We start from the raw sequence: 22,531 nt of genomic DNA on the forward strand, positions 1-22,531 counted from the left end.
GCGTGGGTCAGGCTGAATGGAGCGCAGCCACAACTATGACAGCGAAGGGGCTGGGCTGGTTCATATGAGGTGCGCTAGGTTATGCCCAATGCTGCTTCTACCGCAGCCACCATTTGAGGTAGTATCCCAAGTGTTCCTGTGTGATTAGAACCATGGCTTGCGCTGATTATTCGCGCTGGGGCGGGATTGAGCTGCTGGATCATATAAATACACAACAGGCGATCGTAGATGGACCTACACCGGCACCTATCGCTGTTCCTGCTACTCCAGTTGGCGGCTGTGCTGGCATGGGCGGAGCCTCGGATTTCAATTGACCAGCCGCAGATCAGCCTCACCGATTTCAGAATGGGCTACCACGTCGACCCTTCTCAGGAATTGACCTTTGAAGAAGTCAGGACGCTGCCATTCGCCGAAATTCGCAACAAGGTCAGCCTGGGTACCGATGCGCGGGTCACCTGGTTCAAGCTGATTCTGGACAATACCTCAGATAGCGACCAACGGCTTTTTGTCCACCTGCCGTATGCCTATCACCTGAAGTCGGTTGCCATATATCAGGAACTCAACGGCGAGCTGGCGCACAGCGACGTGCTTGATATGGACCGGATCGCCGACACCAACATGATGTTTCGCGGCACTGCGGTCTACCCGCTTACCCTGCCGGCAGGCCAATCCACCACCCTTTACCTGCGCAGCGCTTCCTATTCACACCAATGGCTGGCCATCGAGGTGCTGGATGCGTACGCCTCACGCCACACCCTGGTAGGCATCAATACCGACATAGCACTGATGGTCGGTATGCTGTTGGCACTGGTGTTATATAACGGCCTGTTGTACTTCGCTACCAGTAGAAAGGAGAACATTTTCTACTCGCTGTATCTGGTCTCGGGCCTGGTATGGATCGCCCTTTCATATGGACTGATCGCGAGTGTATTCGATATATATGGCGCCGCCATCTTCAAGCTGAACCTGTCGCTGTTCACCATGCCGATATTCCTGCTGCTGTTCATGATGGCTATCTTTGAAACCAAACTGTCCTATCCCACCGAGCACCGTTTTCTGCAAGGACTCATCGCGCTCCTGGGCGGTACGCTGATCTGGGGCGTTTTTGATATTTCTGCTGCGTTGAAACCCGCCAGCAGCCTGGCGGCATTGATGATGGTAGTGACATTAACAGTCGGTATATCGCTTTACCGCAAAGGCCACCCGCTGGCGAAATACTTCCTGCTCGGCCACAGCGCATTTGTGGTTTTCAACGGTATCGCCGTGCTCGCCTACAAAGGCCTGATCCCGCTCAGCTATGTGAGCGGTCATGGAGTGGGCATTGGCATTATGCTCGAGGCGCTGACGCTGGCATTCGTCATTTCTCATCGCATCAAATTGCTGGAGGATATTCGCGCCTCTCAGGAAGAACTGAAAAGACAGGCTTCCACAGACCCGTTGACCAGACTCTACAACCGTCGATTCTTCTTTCCGGAAGCCAACTACCTGTTGGAACAAGCGAAGGCGGCGGATATCCCGCTGTCGATCCTGATATTGGATATAGATCATTTCAAGCGCGTAAACGATCTTCACGGCCATGCCTGCGGTGACCAGGTCCTCGTCAAGCTGGCAGACATATTGAAAGAACAGAGCCGCGGGTCAGATCTCATTGCCCGGCTCGGGGGCGAAGAGTTTGTGATTCTACTGCCAGACACCAATCTGCTGGAGGCCAGCCAGTATGCGGAGCGCATACGCGGTGCAGCGCGGGCGCTGGACATAACCGGCAGCCTAAACAAGGTACAGGTTGCCATCAGTGTCGGTGTCGCCGAACTCGACACTGAACAGGAGAGCATCGAGTCTGCTCTCGCCCGCGCTGACAAGGCCCTGTACCAAGCCAAGAACAACGGACGCAATCAGGTTTACCGTGCGGATGCCGCCGTACGGTAAACCTGATTTTCCGGCTTTCGTCTTTTCCTGCCATCCGCCCCATTTCTCACCGTGTTAGCCATCCCATCACCTGGTTTATGGTTGCGGAGCTCCGCGCCCCAATCGGCCACCATAGTGGAAAGCTGCTACCCTGAGCCGCTGCGAAGTGCCAGACAAAGAGAGACCGATGTCCCAGAATACCCAGCGCCCCAACATGGCCATCACCGTGCTGTGCGGCACCCTCACCTCCCTGGTCGTGATCGGCTTCGCCCGGCTGGCCTACGGCATCATCCTCCCCGCCATGCGCGCCGACCTCGGCCTGACCTACCAGCAAGCCGGGATTCTCAGCACCGTGACCGCCCTGTGCTACGTCTGCTTCGTCCTTGCCGGTGGCCTGGCGGCAGCACGCTGGGGCGCGAAAGCCTCTGTCATGTTCGGCATGCTTACCGTGGCCGCCGGGTTTACCGGCCTGACTATCGCCTCTCACTACTGGCTGGTGCTGGGCCTGATGGGCCTGCTGGGCTTCGGTACCGCCTTTGCGTTTGCGCCGATGGTCTCGCTGCTGGCGACCTGGTTTCCGGAACAGCGCGGGCTGGTCATCGGTTACATGACCAGCGGCGTCGGTGTCGGCATCCTTACCACCGGCATACTGGTGCCCTACCTGTTCGATGTGTTTGGCGACCAGGGTTGGCGGGTCAGCTGGGGCGTATTCGCCGGCGCCGCCCTGAGCGTCGCGCTCATGATCGGGCTATTCGTACGTAATCCACCCAAATCCCTGACCAGCACCGCCGCCGACATGTCGCCGGGTGAAAAATGGCGCATCTACCGCAACCCGCGCGTGCTGATTGTTGCCACCACCTACGGCATCATCGGCCTGGGCTACATTGTCCAGACCGTATTCATGGTCAGCTTCATGGTCGAAAGCGGCCACAACGAAGCCATGGCCGGCCGCTTCATGGCCATGATGGGCCTGTTGTCCATTGCCGGCGGCCCGCTATGGGGCTGGCTGTCCGACCACTGGGGCCGCGGCAACGCCCTGGCCGCATGCATCTTCCTGGTTCTGGTAGCCGTAGCCCTGCCGATCAGCGGCCAGACCCTGCCCCACTTCTTCTTCCATTTCCTGATCATGGGCGCCTCGGTCAACGGCCTGTTCGCCCTCATCCAGACCAGCGCAACGGACCAGGTAGCACCCCGCTACATCCCCATCGCCTTCAGCTTCGCAACATTGTTCTTTGCGGTGGGGCAGTTTATGGGCCCGGCTGTCGCCGGCTGGCTGATCGAGACGACGGGTGGGTTTCGGGCGGCGTTCAGCTTTACCTTTGCGGTGCTGTCGGTAGGGTTTGGGCTGACGTTGTTGATTCGGCGGTTTCCCGGGGAATGGGCCGTGGGGGAGCCGAACATGGAGGCAAAGCAGTAGGCTGAATCCAGTGCCTCACATGCGCACGGGAGCCCTGATTGACGGTTTCGCTGCGGCTATCTACGCCGTTTCCTGCCCATGGTCGATGGCCCCGCGATGGCGCTCGCGCCAGTGTCTCGGTGATTCGCCGAACCAGCGATTGAATGCGTGAGTGAAGCTTGATACCTCGGTATACCGCAGCAGTTCGGACAGCCTGGAAATGGTCATTCTGGACTCTGCCAGGTAATAGCACGCCAGCTCTCGCCTGACCGATTCGAAAAGCGTAGTGAATGTGTAGCCTTCGTCCTTGAGCTGGCGCGTCAATGTCCATACGGGTAAGCCGAGGCGGTCGGCGATATGATCAATACGCGGCGTCTCGGTATGGATGGTGTCGATGATTTCCGACCGGGCACGCTCGGCGACGGTCAAGCGTACTGAGCTGGATAGTTTCAGCACGCTGAAGCTTTGCTTGGCGATCAGCAGCAGTTGTGGATCGGCCCCAGGCATGGCGCGCGACAGATCCGCAGCGTTGAAGATGAGAGCATTGGTCTCCTGCTCAAAGCGTATGTCCGCATGAAAGGCCTTCTGATGATCCTGCCAGCAATCCGGGCGGCTGTGATTGAAGTGGACCTCCAGCGGTGACCACCGATCTCCCAGCGCACGCCACATAACGTTGAGAATGTTCCCCATAGTCAGTTCGGCATCATGCCGACGACTGGCAATGCTGCCGTCGAGTAGCCCATATTCCAGTCGGACCTTTCCCTGAGCGTGGCTCAGCTTGAGCATGCTGCGACTCTGGAAATCGGGAAAGTATCGGCTCATGTTCACCAACGCTTCGCCAAGCGTGGCGGACGAGAGACCGACATAGCCCCACAGCCCCAGGAATTCGGGGCGATACTGATTCCCCAGCCACAATCCAAAGTTGTCGTTCCCCGTAAGCTGCGCCGCCGTGTCGATGGCCTTGAGAAACGCACGCAGGGATATTGGCTGATGGGGCTCATTCAGAACATCTGGATTGATCGCTGAGCGCTCGAAAATATCTTCCGCCTCTGAACCCTGCTCGCGCACATAGGCCGCAAACCCGGAAATAACGGCTCCCATCACGGTTGTGGGTTGGGACGTATCCCCCACGACGCTGTACTGGTGCACTTGACCTCTCCCTGCAATGACCTGTCTGAACTGTTCCTGCAAATCCTGTACCGAAATCTTTGGCAGAAATTAGGCGTGCCCAGCCCGGTAATCGCGGCGGTGCGCACCAGATACGTGCTCCGCGCGCCATTTTGGTTCAGCCAGGTGCTGGCTGATAACAAAGAGTAGTCATCCCGAAACAAGTTTTAACCCTTTGCATTTTTCAATACTGGCTCCCACGTCCTGGCAGAACCACCGTCTGTCCGTGAACGCAAAAATCAGATAGCCAACGATTGAAGGAGGCCTCCATGGAGGATGGGAAGAAAAAACTGAAGGGGTCACTCGGTGTGGCTCCGATTGTGATGATGGTGGTCGCCACAGCCGCGCCACTCACCGTCATGGTCGCCAATACGCCCCTGATGGTCAGTATGGGCAACGGCATTTCCGCGCCGGTTAATGCGCTCATCGCTACCGTGATCATGCTGCTCTTCACCGTGGGTTTTGTGGCGATGTCCAAATACATCACTAATGCCGGTGCGTTTTACGCCTTTATTCAGAAAGGCCTGGGGCGCTCCATCGGGCTTGGGTCGGCAACGCTGGCGGTCGTGTCGTACTCGATGATTCTGGTGGCCCTGCATGCCTTTATCGGTTACGCCACTGCGGATGCGCTGAACGGGCTACTCAGTATCAACGTGCCATGGTGGATATATTCCTTTGGTGCGGTGGCGCTGATCGCCTTTCTCGGGTACCGCGATATCGAGCTGAGCTCCAAGTTCCTGGGGATAGCCCTGATACTTGAGATCGCGGTGGTGATCCTCGTTGATATCGCCATTTTGTGGGACAAAGGTCCGACTGGCCTGGAGATGGCGTCCTTCGAAATGGCCAACATCATCTCGGGCTCACCTGGGCTCGGCATTTTGTTTGCGATCTTCAGCTTTATCGGCTTTGAATCCACGGTTATCTACCGCGAAGAAGCACGCGACCCCGATCGCACCATCCCCAAGGCCACCTATACCGCGGTACTGTCGGTCGGTGCGTTTTATGTGATCTCCATGTGGTGTGCCGTGAGCGCCATCGGCCATGACAACATTGCCGCTTTTGCTGAGGCACACGGTGCGGACCTGTATCTGGCTGTCACTGAAAGCTACTTCGGCGTGATCTTCATGGATGTGATGCATGTCCTCTTGATCACCAGTCTGTTTGCCTGCGCCCTATCGCTGCACAACATCGTGGTGCGCTACAAATACACCCTGGGCCGCTACGGTGTATTGCCCGAGCGCTTTGCCGACGTTCACGATGAGTACGGCTCACCGCACGTCTCCTCTGCCATCCTGTCCGCATTCTGCGTAGCGGCCTTCACCGTGCTGATCGCCACCGGTGCTGATCCAGCCACCGAAATCTACGCCTGGGGCGCCATGGCGGGAACCTTGGGTTACATGGTCATCCTGTCCCTCACCTGCGCTGCAGTAGTGGTGTTCTTCCGCCGCGAGAAAACCCCGGGCCAACTGTGGACCACGGTCATTGCACCGACTGGCGGCTTGATCGGCATCCTGGGTTGCTTGTGGGTAGCGGTGTCGAACCTGCCTGATCTGATCGGCGGCGACCACGCCAAGACCGTTTCCATCCTGGTGCTGCTGTTTCTCCTTGCGACCTTCGCTTTCGGGTTCTGCGTTGCTGAGCGCTTCCGTGCGCATCAACCGGTTCGCTTCGAAGCCCTGCGTCAATTGGCCTGAGCCTGGAAAACCTATCTGTTACACGTAATAGAGGAAGTCAGAACATGTTAAATCGCCTACCGAACACCGCGACCATCGATGAAGTCAGCGCCTCTCTCAAAGAGCATGGTTACGTGATTATCGACGAGCTGGTAAGTGCAGACGTGATGGATGAAGTGGCCGCACAGATGGCTCCGCACATTGAAAGCACCCCCTTCGGTGAAGATAAGTTCATCGGTTTCAAAACCCAACGCACCGGCTCCATGATCCTGCGTTCGGAAAGATCCCGCGACCTGATCATGCACCCCTTGATTACCGGGGTTGCCGGCAAGCACCTGAGTCAGGCATCCACCTTTCAGCTGCATCTGACCCAGGTGATCACGGTTCACCCCGGCTCCCCCGCCCAAGTGTTACACCAGGATCAGCTGGCATGGGACTTTTTCGACTTCCCGGATAGCTACGAAGTGCAGTGCAACACCCTGTGGGCGATGACCGATTACACCGCCGAAAACGGCGCAACGCGCATCGTGCCTGATAGCCAATATGCAGGCCGCGGCCAGAAGTTTCCGCCGGAGGCCGGCGTTGCTGCCGAGATGAAAAAAGGGTCCGTGCTGCTCTACACCGGCAAGATCTATCACGGCGCAGGTGAGAACAAGACAGACCAGGTCAGGCAGGCGATTAACATTACCTACGCCGTGGGCTGGGTGCGCCAGGAAGAGAATCAGTATCTGTCGACACCCCCGGAGGTGGCCCGCACGTTACCCGATGATCTGCTCAAACTCATGGGCTACCAGTGTGGCTGCTTTGCCATGGGTTACGTCCGGGACTTTGAAGACCCCCTGGCCTATCTCAAGGGTACAACTGAGCGGCGCTCTGCCGGGTTCAATGCCTTGAGCAGCACCGCCAATCAAACGTCGGCCGAATACGCTACCGCTTTTGTCTGAATCAACCGAATCCAGAGGCAACACCATGAGTACTCTCGTTAACACTGCAATGGCCTTTTTTGAAACCTGCGAGTCGGGTAAAGGCTGGGAGCAATGCCAGCAGTATTGTCATGACGACGCGATATTCAATGTGCACGCAACATCTCTCGAGCATTACAAGACCGTTGCAGAGTACAGCGAATCACTACCCCACCTGATGAAGATTCTGCCTGATGCGCATTACAAGCTGATCAATGTTGCTGTGGATGAGGAGCGTGAAACGGTCATCGTTTTTGCTCGGTTCTACGGCACCCACACCGGGATGGATGAGCCGGTACCGGCGACGGGCAAAAGTTTGGCCACCAACTATGGGTTCGTGATGCGCCTGCAGGACGGCAAGGTGGCCGAGGTGACCAAAGTCTGGAACGACGGACACGCCCACGTGCAGTTGGGCTGGGTATAACGGCACTGCTAAGCGGGGCGGCCGCAAGGCTGCCCCGCTCTCCCTTGTCCTCAGTCCTGCACAAAATCATTGAAGGTCAATGAAATGCGATGCTCCGACGAGGCCCAGTTGGGTACGTTGAGCTGCTGTTTGCGCTCAGTATCACCGCGCGGGCTGCTGACGATGCTGATGTAACCATCGGGGTCGGTATTGGCGGGCATGAACACATCCGCACCAGTCTGGAAGATCTGCGCATGGAAATACTCCAGCAGCTCACCGGTAGTCTCCCGCGGCGTCGCCTCGTCGTCGTGCACATGGATACCGATGTTGCCGTTACCCATCTCCGAAGTAATCAGATCAAAGGGCGGTTCGTCGCCTTGCAGCGGACTGACGGTGGAGATCTCCAGAATGTCGGTCTGCTCGCCGTTGTCCACATACCATTCCAGGTCACGCGAGATGACCAGCGCCGCGTGATCGGGACCTGAATTGGTGTTGGTCTCGATGTCCGAACCGGCTGCAGAGGTATTGAAGCGCACCAGATCGGACGCGCGCAGGAACGGCTGACGATAGAAGTGATGCGTGGCGCGACCTGGCCGCTGCAGTTCGAACTCGTAATGCGCGCCAGTCTCCAGATCAACCGGCCCCCATTCCCCGCTGGCATCGATAGCGAAGCTCTCCAACGGCTCGCCGGCCAGCCTCTCGCCAGTATCGGAATCGATTTCCCAGATCCGCAGGGTGCTGCCATCTGCCCCCTCGTTTGCCGGGAAGTACACCGCTCGGCCCGAGATCGCCACCTCGCCTTCCTCCACAACGATATCAGTCGTGGCCGGCTCTTGCCCGGTGAAGAACTCGAACTGCGCGGCAAAGGAAGCGGCGGAGGTTGCCGCCTGAACGTGCGTCTCCTCGGTTAGGTAGACATTATTGGAGCCGATGGTGCGTTCCGGGTTAACAAAGATACCCAGGCAGGGCGCACGCCAGCCTTCCTCGCCCGGGCAGGTGGTATCCGGCCCCGTGCCGCCACCGCCATCCAGGGCCACATAGGCGTTCACCTTGGCTGCCCGCTGCTGATCGCTGAGATACTGGGCACAGACGGAAGCACCGAGGGAATGGCAGGCGATATTGACCGTATCAGCATTATGCTCGGCCAGCACCCGGTCGATGTGCGCATCAAGCACGTCGTTCAACGCACCATCGCGCGCAGCCAGGATGGCTGGCAACCCGTTGGTGCTGTACTCGAACGCCGACACGTAATCTGCAGAATAACCATTGCTGTCAAAGCGCATGGCCTGGGAATAGTACTGAGACGCCGATCCTGCGGTACCGTGCACAAACACGATCGGGCGCAACACCTCGGCGGGCAGTTCAGGGACCGTCGGCCTGAGGTCCGTCCGGCTTGAGCCGCCAGAGCCATTGAAACAACCGGAAAGCCCAACCGCACTCACAAGACAAAGGGGGATGGCCAGCTGTCGCAGCGACAGCCTCGTAGTGAAGGATAGATTCATGACAATAGTCTCGTTTTATTATTATTGATCGGGTGTGCCATTGTGGCGCACTTCAAAACTATACCAATAAAAGCACTGAAGGGAGCCATAACCAATATGTGGCTTATGGGGCACGATAAGTGCCACCGCAGATCCCTGTGCGCACACCAGCCCTGCCGCCCTCGCTGCCAGTCTGGACCGTGGGGCATTGCGCTTTTCACTGTCGGCGAAACAGGTACACTGCCGCGCGATATTCCAGACAACAGCGGCAGACAAATGACCAGAACACGCCCACCGGCCCCTGCGACCGATCCCACCAGCGAACCAGCGCTGACCACCCTGGGTGGACGCAATATTCTTTTCGTGATGGCCGACCTGGCCGAGTACGGACCGCATCTTCAGCAACGCTTCACTCCGCTCATAACCGGCATTGGCCCGGTCGAGGCGGCGGTGCAGCTTACAGCTGCCCTGGCTGGCCTGGCCCAACGCAAAAGCCTGCCCGATCTGGTGGTGTCGCTAGGCTCGGCCGGCAGCCGAGTGCTCGAGCAAACCGAGATCTACCAGGCAGCCTCCGTCGCCTACCGCGACATGGACGCCTCGGCCCTCGGCTTCGAAAAAGGCATCACCCCCTTCCTCGACCTGCCCGCAACCCTACCCCTGCCACTGCGCATCCCCGGCATCGCAGAAGCAACACTCTCCACCGGTGCGAACATCGTCTCAGGCGCCGCCTACGACAACATCGCAGCCGAGATGGTCGACATGGAGACCTACGCCTGCCTGCGCACCTGCATGCATTTTGACGTCCCGCTGGTTGCATTGCGCGGCATTTCCGATGGCAAGGCGGAGCTGCAGCATGTGGGGGATTGGATGGAGTATTTGCATGTGATTGATGAGAAGCTGGCGGCGGCTGTGGATTTGATGGGGGTGGCGCTGGTGAGTGAGTTGTTTGAGTTTTGATGAATGCTTCTGGTCAGCAGACATCCCTGGACAGTGCTTAGTCCTTGACTCCATGTATTTGGAAAGCCCCACTCTGGGGCATAAACCCGTGAGCCGAGTTGATTATATGCGGGCACTTTTGCAATGCCCATATATTTACCGCCCAGCGTTACTCGCGCAGGAAAATCTCAATGCTGCCCTGCTTGCGAGGCTCAAAGACGCACCTAGCCATGTATCCGATCTCTGTACCAAAAACGTTCTTGGCATCGAAGTTCAAGAGCACCTCGACGTTACCGGTGGTCACGGCGGTCGATGCACTGGTACCTGTAAAGCTGTGGAAGTTAACCGAACTCGGGATGGTCGCACTCTGTTTCGTCATAGTCCGACACGCAACGACGGCCTTGCCTTCGTCCCAAGCGTTTTCTGCCTGCGTGCGCACCTCCGCGCCGCTCTTAAGTTCAGCTTCGGTGAGGTAGATTCGGCTCTCGTTGGCGCAGTCAATGAAGAACTTGAGCGATTGCAGCGAGCTTTCATCGCTGAGCTGGACATTTTCGACGTAATCGCACTTGCCGCTGTCGATTGCGCGCTCAGCCGCTGTACGGCGGAAGTTCTCGATCTCCGCTAGTCGACTGCGATATTTGATTGTAAGTGTCGGATATTGCGCCGGTGTGTACTCGTCGATTGCGTAATCCCGGATGCGAGTGTTGTAGTTTTCCTGACGATCCCGCTCGGCCTTAACTGCGGCTTCCCTGGCTTCGAAAGCTTCTTTCTTCAGTATGTATTCAGTCTTGAGCCCGACCAGAGCAGAATCAGAGACCGTGCTGTACTCGTCCATAATCGCTTTTGCGTCGGTGAATCGCTCTTCCTGGATGGCCCGATTCAGGCTATCGAGGACTTCTAGGCGCTTCGTCGCGAACAAATTGGCGGCTTGAGCCTCCGACGCCAGCCGTTCCCGTTCATCATCAACGCGACGCTGCTCGGCAGTTCTCTGCCGCTCAATTGCTCGTTGCTTTTGCAGTTCGGCAAGGCGGGCTTGGCGCTCGTCTGAGATAGCCTGGGTATGCTGGTAATACGAGATGTTGGCCAGTAACACAACAACCAGAGCCGCCCAAAGTCCGAGGTTGTACCGGTTATACCACGGAGCTTTCTGCACCACCTTCTGGTGTGTCAGCGGGTTAATCACCGAACCTGCAATCAGCATCAGCAAGGCCGCGAGCCAGCCTTGGTGAATTGCGCTGAAGATCGCGACGGCGATAAATACCATCGAAAAAAACCAACGGGCCGGAACCAACAACTTTTTAGCCTCACCGGCCGACTGCATCGCGCCGGCGGCGTACTTCTCGACAGGGAACTGACGGGGGAATATATCGTCCTCTATCAACTGGAGAAGCATGGTTGTCGCGAACCGGTGGAAAACGGCCTCATCGGTCGGAGTCTTTATGAGGTCCTCGACCTTCGGGCGTACGATCATATAAAGGAACTTGTCGATTTCTGCTTTCCACTTTGAGTCGTCGACAACTTGATATCCCTTGTCCTCAACTAGAAAAACAGACTTGTCTTTAAGTTCAACGAAATGCGTTTCAACGGCATCCATCACCGCCTTGCCGTAGGCGACCCCCTTTTTCGTGATTTGCATCGCAGCCAACTGTTCACGGGTTAGCCAGAAAAGGTAAGCACCCAGCATCAACAACACCAGAGCGAGGTAGAGCTTGGGACTCATGAAGAACTCCTTTTCAGAAAGATCCGTTAGGATTTTTGCATTCACATCACAGTATTCTGCCGGCATCGGAGGTTTGCCTGCAGGATTAGCTGCCGCTCTATATCGCGGAAGCGAGGGACCAAGGGCGACAGGAAACACCTTTATTCTTCCTAACCTAGGCGTCTGCCAATTGGCCGATAGCGCCTATCATCTCGGCGGTCCAGCGCACACTGGACAAGCAGACTCCTGTCGTCAGGATAGCCCAAGCAGAGTGGTTGAAGATATGCTCTGCAAACGCCAATCAGCAAGGAAGCCGTATGCAACAGAAATGGACGGATCGCCCGCCGAGCGGGGACGGTATTGAAGTCGTGCTGGAAGCCTGGCCAGCTTTTCTCCGTGCCCATGGCTCGCTGCTTGCGAAAGCGTTGCCGCCGCTGGTTGGGTTCGGCATCTTTGTTATGTATTTCTACCGCAATCATTTCTACCCGAGCTTTGATCTCTTCCAGTTCTCGTCGCTATTGTTGGCGGCTGCGTGTATTGGATTTGCCATTGTGGGTGCGGTAATTGTTATGACAGTGCTTCCCGGCGCCGCGCTTTATCATTGGTTTCTCAATACCAAGAAAATCAAGGACGAGCTTGTATATGCGATGCCGTACTCAGAAAATGCCCTCTCGAAAGCTGTATGGCAGTTGGTATTGCTGGTCTATTTTGCGCCGTTTACGCTGGTCGGCCTCGGCTTGGTAACGTCACTGGTCCTGGCGCCTGGGTTATATGTCCATACCGGTCTGCTATGGCCTGGTTTAATCGGTCTCGCTTTTGGCATTGCCCTGCAGATACGCTTTGATCTGCCCCGTTGGAGCTTTCTGAGTTACATCTGGACTGCGTATATTCCATTTCTTATTCTGTTTGTCCTTCTTTCCACCGTTCTACAAAGCAGCCTGCCCATTATCGAAAAGCTGGATGATGTCTGGCATTACCCCATTCTCTGGGCCATTCCGCTCGTTATCGCGGCTATGGTGACCGTTTGCGCAATGGGCCATTTTGCGGGTTGGAATGCCGCCCTGCTCTTCGGCCTCTTCTTTGGTCTTGTGGTAGCGGGCTATAGCGGTGTGCTTACCACCGTGCCCGAGAGGGCGATCAAGGGGCTGGGTCTCGGAGCCTACGAAGCGGAAATGATTGTTCTCGACCCGGACTTTTGTAACCGCGAACTCAGTGAGCTGGGCATTGCCGAAGATTGCACGCTGCGTAATGTCCACGTGGTCTGGTCATTTGGCGATGCGATTGTGCTACGCCCTGCCCTTGATCAACCCCTGCAGGTTCAAATTCCCGCCATGTTTATTCGCTCGTTGGCACGAAAGGCTGAGGGAGATCGCTAGCGTACGGGCTGGCCCTTTTTGGTACGTCTTACACTATTTTTCATATCCGTGGCCGAGCTCCGCTTCCAATCGTCTCCACTCCTCAGAAAAAGCCAGGCGTAGGTAGCTGCTTAGAATCTTATCCTTGATCGCGGCGCAGGCGCTTCTGCGTCGGCGGGCAAGTCTGTTTGCTATTTCAGCCTGCAACCACTGAGCATCGAATATGGTCCAGACCGGCGGCACCGGTGCGCGGAGGTTCGGGTAACACACCGGGGCTACTTCTTCGAAAAAGATTTCTTTGAGCAGTCGGCAATCAGCCGTACCAAGTTGCGCAGCTATGGATCGATAGTCGATCTCGGTATCCACAAACACTCGTGACAGGACTAACCGAATCTTGGCGTGGTCTTGGTCCACTAGAGCATCCCTAGCTATTTCTCAGGGCGAATGGAGTGATCGCCTACACACTAGCCAGCCGATCAAACATATCAGGGTACTGCTCGACCAGCTTTATCAGCAGCGCCGCCTGGGCGTTCGGCTTGGCTTTGTCCTGTTCCCAGTTACGCAGAGTTTCAGCACTGGTTCGTATACGCATGGCGAAGACCTTTTGTGACATCTTCATTTTCTTTCTCAACGCGACGATTTCATCAGCCGTCACCTCGGGCGCGGGTCGATTCTCGACCGTAACTTGGCGCAAGGTGATCTTACCCTCCCGCTGCGCCGCCATTTCATCGATGCCCTGCATCATCTCGTCGAACAGATTGCGCTTGCTCATTTGGCACCTCGCTTCTTCAGCTCGTTAGTAATCGCCTGTTTGAGCTGCTTTTCCTCGTCAGCGGAGTCGCCCACCCTTGCAGTGAACGCTGTGGTCTCAATAAAGATTCCTTTCATGAAGCGAAGTGTAGGCAGATTGCCTATGGTTTTCAAGTGTGGCTTGAGCTCGCACCTCAGGATGATCTGCACCAGTATTTGGTCAGCCGGTTCGCTCCCAGCAGGCGGCCCATCTTGGTATAGGCACTAACCTCGTTTATCGTGTCGAACTAGTAAGCCGTTTAGCATTTCCGTCCGATTCGAAGGAGACAGGCATGACCAACGCATCAGATCGCGCCGCTGAAATCCGCAGCGCGCTGCAGGTAAACCCCAACCTCACGGGCGCCGCTGAGCTCCAGCAGGAGATCGCCCGGCGTGTCGAGTTCATTAAGGACACCGTGCGCCGCTCCGGGACGCGGGCGCTGGTGTTGGGCATCAGTGGCGGGGTGGATTCCACCACGGCCGGCAGGCTGTGTCAGTTGGCGGTGGAGTCGCTGCGTAAGGAGGGTTACGAGGCGACCTTCTACGCCATGCGCCTGCCCTATGGGGTGCAATTTGATGAACATGACGCCCAGGCGGCGCTGGATTTTATCCAGCCCGACCAGGTTCGTACCGTGGATATCAAGGGGTCGGTGGATGCGCTGGTTGGGTATTTCGCCGACGAGCCGGCTGAGGCGGCCAAGCGCGATTTTGCCAAGGGCAACGTCAAGGCGCGGACCCGCATGGTGGCGCAATACACGCTGGCCAACTTTGTTAACGGGCTGGTGGTTGGTACCGACCATGCGGCGGAAGCGGTCATGGGCTTTTTTACCAAGTTCGGTGACGGTGCCTGTGACCTGGCCCCGCTGACCGGGCTGGTCAAGGGGCAGATCCGCCGTATCGCCGCGGAACTGGGTGCGCCAGCGGGGTTGGTGGGCAAGATTCCCACCGCGGATCTGGAAGAGCTGGAGCCGGGCCGGCCGGATGAAGACGCGTACGGGCTGAGCTATGAGCAGATCGATGCCTTCCTGCTGGGCCATCCGGCGGTTGATGAGGTGACCGCGAACAAGATCATCGAGCGCTACGATATGACCGAGCACAAGCGGCAGTTGCCACTGGCGCCTTGATTACCTCGGCCGGTACCGATCACCCGTGCAAGGCCTGCACCACTGGTGCGGGCGCCTGCCGCGTTTCGCGCTGCGCCAAGTAGCGCGTGCAGCTGACCCGCAGAAACGAGGCAAAGTTTACGACTTCGCCGCGCAGGTCCATGATTTCTTCATACAGCTTGGTGATCAGCTGGTTGGTCGTCATGCCATCAACTTCGGCGATCTCCTGCAGAATTTGCCAGAACTGATTCTCCAGCCGCAACGTGGTCACCACGCCGCGTATGCGCAGTGACCGCGATCTCGACTCATACAGAATCGGATCAGCTTTGACGTAGAGTTCACACATGCGGCCACCACTTGGTTAAAGGGTAATCCGGGCACCCAGCAATTTGATGAAGGCGGCCAGCCACGCGGGATGCGCTGGCCAGGCAGGCGCAGTCACCAGGTTGCCCTGGACGTGTGCCTGGTCCACCGGAATGTCCATATAGGTGCCACCGGCCATTTTGACATCGGGGCCACAGGCCGGGTAAGCACTGCATTCGCGGCCTTGCAGCACGCCTGCGGCGGCAAGAATCTGCGCGCCATGGCAGACCGCGGCAATGGGTTTGCGGGCCTGATCGAACTGTCGCACGATCTCGATTACCCGCTCGTTCAGCCGCAGATACTCCGGTGCCCGGCCGCCGGGGATGACCAGGCCGACATAATCCTCGACGTTCACCTGATCGAAGTCATAGGTCAACGCGAAGTTATGCCCGGGCTTCTCACTGTAGGTCTGATCGCCTTCGAAGTCGTGAATGGCCGTACGGACGGTGTCTCCCGCCCGCTTATCGGGGCAGACAGCATCCACCTGGTAACCCAGCATGGTCAGCGCCTGAAAAGGCACCATGGTTTCATAGTCTTCGGTGAAGTCACCGGCCAACAGTAGCAGTTTCCTGGTGTTCATCTTGTCGCCCTCCGGATAGTGATAAGACCAGCATGCACTCGAATACCGGCTTACGGGTAACAGGGGGCTACTACAGTTAACGCCCCTTCAGTGAGCCCAGCAGACCGCGCATGATCTGCCGGCCCAGTTGCGTGCCAAACGCACGCATAGCACTGCGTCCGGCCTGCCTGACCATATCTGCCACCACCGACCTCTCGGCGGCGGGCCGACGCCGTTCCCTGGCTTCGGATTGCCGGCGGGTGACGACGGTCTCGTCGGACAGTGCCCGTTCGGCCTGCGCCTGCAGTACTTCGTACGCCGACTCACGGTCCAGCGCCTGGTCAAACACCCCTGACAGCACTGAGCGCTGCACCAGTGTACTGCGCTCCTGGTCAGTGATGGGTCCCATCTGGCTCGCCGGTGGGCGGATCAGGACGCGCTGGACCGGGGTGGGCACCCCCTTGCTGTCGAGCACGGATACCAACGCTTCACCCACCCCCAGTTCGGTAATGGCCGCCTCGGTGTCCAGCACGGGATTGCTACGGAAGGTCTGGGCGGCGGTGCGCACCGCCTGTTGATCTTTCGGGGTAAAGGCGCGCAGGGCGTGCTGCACACGGTTACCCAATTGGCCCAGAATGGCTTCCGGCACATCTAACGGGCTCTGGGTAATGAAGTACACGCCGACGCCCTTGGAACGAATCAGCCGCACTACCTGCTCAATGCGATCCACCAGCGTTTTGGGTGTGTCCTTGAACAGCAGGTGCGCTTCATCGAAGAACAGAACGAAGCGGGGCTTGTCGGCGTCGCCGACTTCGGGCAATTGTTCGAAGAGCTCGGATAACAGCCAGAGCAGTATGCTGGAATAGGCCAGTGGGCTATCGCGGTACAGCCGCGCTGCATGCAGGATGTTCACTACCCCCTGCCCCTGCTGGTTAGTCTGCATCAAGTCTTCGAGGGTGATCGCTGGTTCGCCGAACAGTTGCTCACCGCCCAGATTATCCAGGCTCAGCAATGCCCGTTGGATGGCCCCGATACTGGCGGGCGCGACATTGCCGTAGACAGGCCCTATCTCGCTCCGGTTGTCATTGATGAAGCCCAGCATGGCGCGCAGGTCTTTCAGGTCCAGCAACAGCCACCCATGGTCATCCGCCACCTTGAACAGCACCTGCAGGACGCCGGTCTGGGTCTCGTTGAGGTTAAGCAGACGCGCCAGCATGACCGGTCCGAAGTCGGCGACGGTCAGGCGCAGTGGGTGACCGTGCTCGCCGTAGACATCCCAGAACACCGTGGGCGCGCCAGTTGGTTGCAGATCCTCAATCCCCGCCCGGATCGCCCGCTGTTGCAACTGATCGCTGATGACACCGGGCTGGGCAATTCCGGAAAAGTCACCCTTGATATCGGGTACCAATACCGGCACGCCCAACTCGGAAAACGCCTGCGCCATGACCTGCAGGGTGATGGTCTTGCCGGTGCCCGTCGCTCCTGCGACCAATCCATGCCGGTTGGCCATCCGCGGTTCAATGGCTACAGGATGTTCGCTGCTGGCGCCCAGCAGCAGAGGCGGCACTGTGGGGTTGGTCACGGCTATGCTCCGAGTAAAGGATTACCGGAGTGTAAGCGGCTAGCCACCTCCAAGTGAAGCCGCACTCAGAAGCCGGCCAGGCCCGCCGCCTTGCCCCGGGCCGCATGCAGTTTCTTGAAGCTGTCGATCAGCCGCTGGTGCCGGTCGAGGCCTTCCAGTTTCATGCTGGTGGGCGTCAGGCCGTAGAAGCGTACGCTGCCGTCCATTGAGCCGATCACCGCATCCATGCGCTCGTCACCGAACATGCGGCGGAAGTTGGGTTCGTAGTCGTCCAGATCCAGCTCGTCGTCCAGTTCCACTTCCAGCACCACGTTCAGCGCCTGGTAGAACAGCCCGCGTTCAACGGTGTTGTCGTTGTACTGCAGGAAGGTTTCCGTCAGCTCCTTGGCTTCTTCGAACTGCTGCAGGGCCAGGTGGATCAGCAGTTTAAGTTCGAGGATGGTCAGCTGGCCCCAGACGGTGTTGTCGTCGAACTCGATGCCGATCAGGGTGGTGATATCGGTGTAGTCGTCCAGCTCGCTTTCTTCCAGACGCTCGAGTAGCGCCTGCAGGCTGTCCTCATCCAGGCTATGCAGGTTGAGGATATCCTCGCGGAACAGCAGCGCCTTGTTGGTGTTGTCCCAGATCAGGTCATCCACCGGGTAGACCTCGGAATACCCCGGCACCAGGATGCGGCAGGCGATGGCGCCAAGGTCGTCGAAGACGGCCATGTAGGCTTCATTGCCCATGTCTTCGAGCAGGCCGAACAGGGTGGCGGCTTCCTCGGCGGTGGCGTTATCGCCTTGGCTGGAAAAATCCCATTCGACGAAGTCGAAGTCGGCCCGGGCGCTGAAGAACCGCCAGGACACCACGCCGCTGGAGTCGATGAAGTGCTCGACGTAGTTGTTCGGCTCGGTCACCGCCTGGCTTTCGAAGGTCGGCTGGGGCAGGTCGTTGAGGCCTTCGAAGCTGCGGCCCTGCAGCAGCTCGGTGAGGCTGCGCTCCAGGGCAACTTCAAAGCGCGGGTGGGCGCCGAAGGAGGCAAACACACCGCCGGTGCGCGGGTTCATCAGGGTCACGCACATGACCGGGAACTGGCCGCCCATGGAGGCGTCTTTCACCAGCACGGGAAAGCCCTGCTCTTCCAGGCCCTGGATGCCGGCCACGATTGCCGGGTACTTGGCCAGCACCTCCTGGGGCACGTCCGGCAGGGCCAGCTCGCCTTCCAGGATCTCGCGTTTCACCGCCCGCTCGAAGATCTCCGACAGGCACTGCACCTGGGCTTCGGCCAGGGTGTTGCCGGCGCTCATGCCATTGCTGAGGAACAAGTTCTCGATCAGGTTGGAGGGGAAATACACCACCTCGCCGTCGGACTGGCGCACATAGGGGATGGAGCAGATGCCGCGCTCGGTATTGCCGGAGTTGGTGTCGTACAGGTGCGAGCCGCGCAGTTCGCCTTCGGGGTTGTAGATCGCCAGGCAATGGTCGTCGAGAATCTCGGCCGGCAGCTCGTCATTGGGGCCGGGCTGGAACCAGCGCTCGCGGGGGTAATGCACGAAGGGCGCGTTGGCGATCTCCTGGCCCCAGTACTGGTCGTTATAGAAGAAGTTGCAGTTCAGCCGCTCGATGAACTCGCCCAGCGCCGAGGCCAGCGCGCTTTCCTTGGTCGAGCCCTTGCCGTTGGTGAAGCACAGCGGCGATTGCGCGTCGCGGGTGTGCAGTGACCAGACATTGGGCACGATATTGCGCCAGGAGGCGATTTCGATCTTCATCCCCAGCCCGGCGAGGATGCCGGACATGGTGGCAATGGTCTGCTCCAAGGGCAGGTCCTTGCCCGGAATGCGGGTGCCCTCGCCCGTGGCGATACCCGGCAGCAGCAGCGCCTGGGCGTCGGCGTCCAGGTTGTCCACCTCCTCGATGACGAACTCGGGCCCGGTCTGCACGACCTTCTTCACCGTACACCGCTCGATGGAGCGCAGGATGCCCTGGCGGTCCTTGGCAGAAATATCGGCGGGCAGTTCGACCTGGATCTTGAAGGTCTGCTGGTAGCGGTTTTCCGGGTCGACGATGTTGTTCTGCGACAGGCGAATATTGTCGGTAGGAATGTTGCGCGTGCTGCAGTACAGCTTCACGAAATACGCCGCACACAGCGCCGAGGAGGCCAGGAAGTAATCGAAGGGACCCGGAGCCGAACCGTCGCCCTTGTAGCGGATGGGTTGGTCGGCCACCACGGTGAAGTCATCAAACTTCGCTTCGAGGCGAAGGTTGTCGAGAAAGTTGACCTTGATTTCCATGGGGCGGGCACCGGAGCAGACGAGAGAAGGCCGCCATTATCCGGTTTTTGCGCGGGAAGTCATGCGCTGACCGCGCGGCCGGGGCACCGTTTATCGAACGGTGCCCCGGCCAGGTCGGCTGCCGGCGTTACATGCGCTGATTCAGGCCCATGTCCCAGAAGTCGATTTCCAGGCGGGTAGCGTCGCGGAAGATGCGCACCAGTTGCTCGAAACGGCGCGGCGAGACATCTGCCAGTTCGCGGTTGAGCCACTCCACTTCCGCCGCGGTGGCCGCCTGGAAGGCCTCGCTTTCATACATGGTGATCCAGGGATCATAGGGGTTCTGCTCGCCACGTACCGTCTCGCTGCGGCTGTTCAGCCACTGGGCGATGCGGCCGTAGCCCACCAGGCATGGCGCCAGCGCCACGTGCAGGTCGAGCAGGTCGCCGCGGTTGCCGGTGTCCAGCACATAGCGCGTGTAGGCCAGGGTGGCGCGGGCTTCGGGGAGCGCCTGCAGTTCCGCCTCGGAGATGCCCCACTGGCGGCAATACTCGACGTGCAGCCCCAGCTCCAGGCCGATAATGGCTTCCAGGCCGGCCTTGGCCTGGCGCAGGTCATCCAGCGTCGGGCTCTTGTAGGCGGCCAGAGCAAAAGCGCGGCCAAACTGGATCAGGAACAGGTAATCCTGCTTCAGGTAATGGCGAAAGGCGTCCTCCGCCAGGGTGCCGTTACCCAGCTGCTGGACGAAGTCGTGCTGGATGTAGGCATCCCATTCGCCCTGGCAGGCTTGCTGCAGCTGATTGAAATCGAAGGCCATTAGCTATCTCACTGTTATTAAAGGAATTGAGGATGGCCGATACCATAACCGCTGGGGCCGGGAAAGCAATCTCCCGGCCGGTCAGGCGCCTTCTGGCGCCGGCTCGGCTACCTCCGGGCGGCGCGCGTAGCGCTCGGCCAGCACGGCGCAGACCATCAGCTGGATCTGGTGGAAGATCATCAACGGCAGGATCATCGCGCCCATGCTACCGCCGGCAAACAGCACCTGGGCCATGGGCACACCGGTGGCCAGGCTCTTCTTCGAGCCGGCAAACAGGATGGTGATGCGGTCCTCGGTATTGAAACCCATGCGCCGCGCCAGCTGCTCGACCAGCACCAGCACCAGGACCAGCAGGATGCAGCACGCCAGCACCAGCCCGCCCAGCTGCAGCAGCGGAATGCTGTGCCACAGCCCCTCCACCACCGCCGCGCTGAAGGCACCGTAGACCACCAACAGGATGGAGCCCTGGTCGACATTCTTCAGCCAGGTCTTGTTCTGCTCGACCCAGCGGCCAATCCAGCGGCGGGCAATCTGCCCGGCGATAAAGGGCAGCAGCAGCTGCACGGTGATCTGCCCGATGGCGCCCAGCGTATCGCCTTCACCGGCGTCGGCGCCCATCAACAGCATCACCAGCAGGGGGGTAACGAAGATACCCAGCAAGCTGGAGGTGGCCGCGCTGCACACTGCCGCCGCCACGTTGCCCCGCGCCAGTGAGGTAAAGGCGATGGCCGACTGCACCGTGGCCGGCAAGGCGCACAGGAACAGCATGCCCAGATACAGCTCATGGCCCATCAGCGGCGCCAGCACCGGCTTGAGCGCGAGCCCCAGCAGTGGGAACAGCACGAAGGTACAGCCGAACACCACCAGGTGCAGGCGCCAGTGGGTGGCACCGGCCCAGATCGCGTCCCGCGACAGCTTGGCGCCGTGCATGAAGAACAGCAGGGCAATGGCCAGGTTGGTAATCCAACCGAACACCACGGCAACCTCACCCTGTACCGGAAGCAGGCTTGCCCCCGCCATGGCGGCGATCAGACAGAGGGTGAAGTTGTCGGGCATGAAACGGGGGCGGGCCATCTTGGTCTCCTGGATAGCGACAGTGAACACCGGAACGGGGCAGTGTACTGTGATGACCGCTGCGGCCCAACTCCTTGCAGCTGAACGCAGCGTCTCTGATATCGGTCAAACGAATCTGGACGATCGGAGGAAGATACTGTTGCGCGCTAGTTACCCTTGCTGTCGGCCAAGCCCACGAACCAACCACCGCTGGCATCCTGCCTGACTTCCAGCAAATCGTAGGTCTTCAACATATCCAACAGACCGGAATGGCCGTATCCCTTGGGCGTAAAAGCGGGATCAGTACGCTTCAAGTACTGTCCCAGCGGCCCCAGCCCAACCTTGCCGTCGGAAGACTCGCTTGCCAGCAGCGAAACGGCCTCTACTACAGAACGCGGGCGCCGCTTTACAGGCGGTTTATTGGGTTCCTTCACCACCTCCTTGTTGGGCTCGGCTTTCACCGATTCCGCTTTGGCAGGGCCTTCCTTTCTTGCCGAATCCTTTTCTTCGGAATCGCCGGTTGCCTCGTGCTCCATCTCCGCTTGCGACCATTCAAAGAACTGGTCACTGGCGTTCCGCAGGGCTTCCGGCGTCTTCGCCTCGCCGACAATACAGACCCGGGCGCCGCGCTCGCGCAATTTCCGCGACAGATAGGCAAAATCGGAGTCACTGGTGACCAGGCAGAAGACATCGGCGCGGTGATCAAACATGACTTCCAGCGCATCCAGCGCCAGCGCTATATCCGCTGTGTTCTTCCCGGAAGCATATTGATATTGGAGGTGCGGCGTAAACGCCAGGCGCACCAGGGCTTCCTGCCAGCGGTTGGCCAGGGTGGAATGGTTACCGTAGCCCCGGCGCAACACTACACGACCGAACTGCGCGGCCATGCGCAGGGCATACGGGAGAATCTCGGGAGGCACGTTATCGCAATCAACCATGACCGCCACGGACAGGTCCATGCCGTTGGAAAGATCTCGCATTACTGTGGACTGTAAAATGTTGCTCATGGAAATTCCGTTTTTATAGTGTCAACTTC

At 58.8% G+C, this 22,531-nt stretch carries 20 protein-coding genes; 8 read left to right on the plus strand and 12 right to left on the minus strand.

Annotated features, from left to right (window positions below):
• Window positions 1–228: 228 nt before the first annotated feature.
• Together VG99_RS07975 and VG99_RS07980 are read left to right on the plus strand one after the other, a co-directional pair.
• Window positions 229–1,926 carry a sensor domain-containing diguanylate cyclase gene (locus VG99_RS07975; protein WP_044499259.1) on the plus strand — a complete coding sequence of 566 codons (1,698 nt, stop codon included), beginning with the start codon at window positions 229–231 and terminating at the stop codon, window positions 1,924–1,926.
• A gap of 166 nt (window positions 1,927–2,092) precedes the next feature.
• A complete protein-coding gene (locus tag VG99_RS07980) occupies window positions 2,093–3,322 on the plus strand; it encodes an MFS transporter (RefSeq protein ID WP_052508740.1) in 1,230 nt (409 codons plus the stop codon).
• Window positions 3,323–3,382: 60 nt separating this feature from the next.
• On the opposite strand, the gene qhpR is transcribed toward VG99_RS07980, so the two are convergent.
• Entirely contained in the window at window positions 3,383–4,450 is a 1,068-nt protein-coding gene (gene qhpR / locus VG99_RS07985) for an AraC-like transcriptional regulator QhpR (protein ID WP_044501525.1), read from the minus strand.
• A 287-nt stretch (window positions 4,451–4,737) separates the two neighbouring features.
• Between qhpR and VG99_RS07990 the strand changes: the two genes are divergently transcribed.
• Genes VG99_RS07990 through VG99_RS08000 form a run of 3 tightly spaced genes read left to right on the plus strand, consistent with a single transcriptional unit; the run spans window position 4,738 to window position 7,527 of the window.
• Window positions 4,738–6,162, plus strand: a complete 1,425-nt coding sequence (locus VG99_RS07990) for an APC family permease (RefSeq protein ID WP_044499260.1) — start codon at window positions 4,738–4,740, stop codon at window positions 6,160–6,162.
• Between the two features lie 44 nt (window positions 6,163–6,206).
• The gene (locus VG99_RS07995) at window positions 6,207–7,085 is read left to right on the plus strand and encodes a phytanoyl-CoA dioxygenase family protein (RefSeq protein ID WP_044499261.1); all 879 of its coding nucleotides are present in this window, start codon (window positions 6,207–6,209) and stop codon (window positions 7,083–7,085) included.
• 25 nt (window positions 7,086–7,110) lie between these two features.
• The gene (locus VG99_RS08000) at window positions 7,111–7,527 is read left to right on the plus strand and encodes an ester cyclase (protein WP_044499262.1); all 417 of its coding nucleotides are present in this window, start codon (window positions 7,111–7,113) and stop codon (window positions 7,525–7,527) included.
• Between the two features lie 50 nt (window positions 7,528–7,577).
• Here the strand turns inward: VG99_RS08000 and VG99_RS08005 are convergent, their stop codons facing one another.
• Window positions 7,578–9,008: an alpha/beta fold hydrolase gene (locus VG99_RS08005; RefSeq protein WP_158023893.1), complete on the minus strand. Its 1,431-nt coding sequence runs from the start codon at window positions 9,006–9,008 to the stop codon at window positions 7,578–7,580.
• 255 nt (window positions 9,009–9,263) lie between these two features.
• Between VG99_RS08005 and VG99_RS08010 the strand changes: the two genes are divergently transcribed.
• Complete coding sequence (locus VG99_RS08010; protein ID WP_044499264.1) at window positions 9,264–9,944, plus strand: 5'-methylthioadenosine/S-adenosylhomocysteine nucleosidase; 681 nt, start codon at window positions 9,264–9,266, stop codon at window positions 9,942–9,944.
• A gap of 148 nt (window positions 9,945–10,092) precedes the next feature.
• Here the strand turns inward: VG99_RS08010 and VG99_RS15510 are convergent, their stop codons facing one another.
• Complete coding sequence (locus VG99_RS15510; RefSeq protein WP_158023894.1) at window positions 10,093–11,643, minus strand: hypothetical protein; 1,551 nt, start codon at window positions 11,641–11,643, stop codon at window positions 10,093–10,095.
• A gap of 296 nt (window positions 11,644–11,939) precedes the next feature.
• On the opposite strand from VG99_RS15510, the gene VG99_RS08020 reads away from it, so the two are divergent.
• Complete coding sequence (locus tag VG99_RS08020) at window positions 11,940–12,998, plus strand: hypothetical protein (RefSeq protein WP_052508744.1); 1,059 nt, start codon at window positions 11,940–11,942, stop codon at window positions 12,996–12,998.
• 33 nt (window positions 12,999–13,031) lie between these two features.
• Here VG99_RS08020 and VG99_RS08025 read toward each other — a convergent pair whose 3' ends face one another.
• Window positions 13,032–13,391: a DUF7079 family protein gene (locus tag VG99_RS08025; RefSeq protein ID WP_044499266.1), complete on the minus strand. Its 360-nt coding sequence runs from the start codon at window positions 13,389–13,391 to the stop codon at window positions 13,032–13,034.
• Between the two features lie 43 nt (window positions 13,392–13,434).
• The gene (locus VG99_RS08030) at window positions 13,435–13,749 is read right to left on the minus strand and encodes a helix-turn-helix domain-containing protein (RefSeq protein ID WP_044499267.1); all 315 of its coding nucleotides are present in this window, start codon (window positions 13,747–13,749) and stop codon (window positions 13,435–13,437) included.
• A gap of 310 nt (window positions 13,750–14,059) precedes the next feature.
• Here VG99_RS08030 and nadE point away from each other — a divergent pair, with 310 nt between their 5' ends.
• Entirely contained in the window at window positions 14,060–14,890 is an 831-nt protein-coding gene (nadE, locus tag VG99_RS08040; RefSeq protein ID WP_044499269.1) for an ammonia-dependent NAD(+) synthetase, read from the plus strand.
• 19 nt (window positions 14,891–14,909) lie between these two features.
• Here the strand turns inward: nadE and VG99_RS08045 are convergent, their stop codons facing one another.
• From VG99_RS08045 to VG99_RS08075, 7 genes are all read right to left on the minus strand, one after another.
• Window positions 14,910–15,215, minus strand: coding sequence for a ribbon-helix-helix domain-containing protein (locus tag VG99_RS08045; protein WP_044499271.1), 306 nt, complete (start codon window positions 15,213–15,215; stop codon window positions 14,910–14,912).
• 15 nt (window positions 15,216–15,230) lie between these two features.
• Window positions 15,231–15,812, minus strand: a complete 582-nt coding sequence (locus tag VG99_RS08050; protein ID WP_044499273.1) for a DJ-1/PfpI family protein — start codon at window positions 15,810–15,812, stop codon at window positions 15,231–15,233.
• A gap of 76 nt (window positions 15,813–15,888) precedes the next feature.
• Window positions 15,889–17,373, minus strand: coding sequence for a helicase HerA-like domain-containing protein (locus tag VG99_RS08055; RefSeq protein WP_275425469.1), 1,485 nt, complete (start codon window positions 17,371–17,373; stop codon window positions 15,889–15,891).
• 65 nt (window positions 17,374–17,438) lie between these two features.
• On the minus strand, window positions 17,439–19,646 hold the full coding sequence (locus VG99_RS08060; RefSeq protein ID WP_044499275.1) for an OsmC domain/YcaO domain-containing protein: 2,208 nt from the start codon (window positions 19,644–19,646) through the stop codon (window positions 17,439–17,441).
• Window positions 19,647–19,773: 127 nt separating this feature from the next.
• Window positions 19,774–20,442, minus strand: coding sequence for a thiaminase II (tenA, locus tag VG99_RS08065; protein WP_044499276.1), 669 nt, complete (start codon window positions 20,440–20,442; stop codon window positions 19,774–19,776).
• A gap of 81 nt (window positions 20,443–20,523) precedes the next feature.
• Window positions 20,524–21,516 carry a bile acid:sodium symporter family protein gene (locus tag VG99_RS08070; RefSeq protein ID WP_044499277.1) on the minus strand — a complete coding sequence of 331 codons (993 nt, stop codon included), beginning with the start codon at window positions 21,514–21,516 and terminating at the stop codon, window positions 20,524–20,526.
• Window positions 21,517–21,662: 146 nt separating this feature from the next.
• Window positions 21,663–22,502, minus strand: coding sequence for an NYN domain-containing protein (locus tag VG99_RS08075; protein WP_239419852.1), 840 nt, complete (start codon window positions 22,500–22,502; stop codon window positions 21,663–21,665).
• Window positions 22,503–22,531: the final 29 nt, after the last annotated feature.

The organism is Pseudomonas saudimassiliensis, assembly GCF_000939975.1.
In the GTDB taxonomy this organism is placed as follows: domain Bacteria; phylum Pseudomonadota; class Gammaproteobacteria; order Pseudomonadales; family Pseudomonadaceae; genus Halopseudomonas; species Halopseudomonas saudimassiliensis.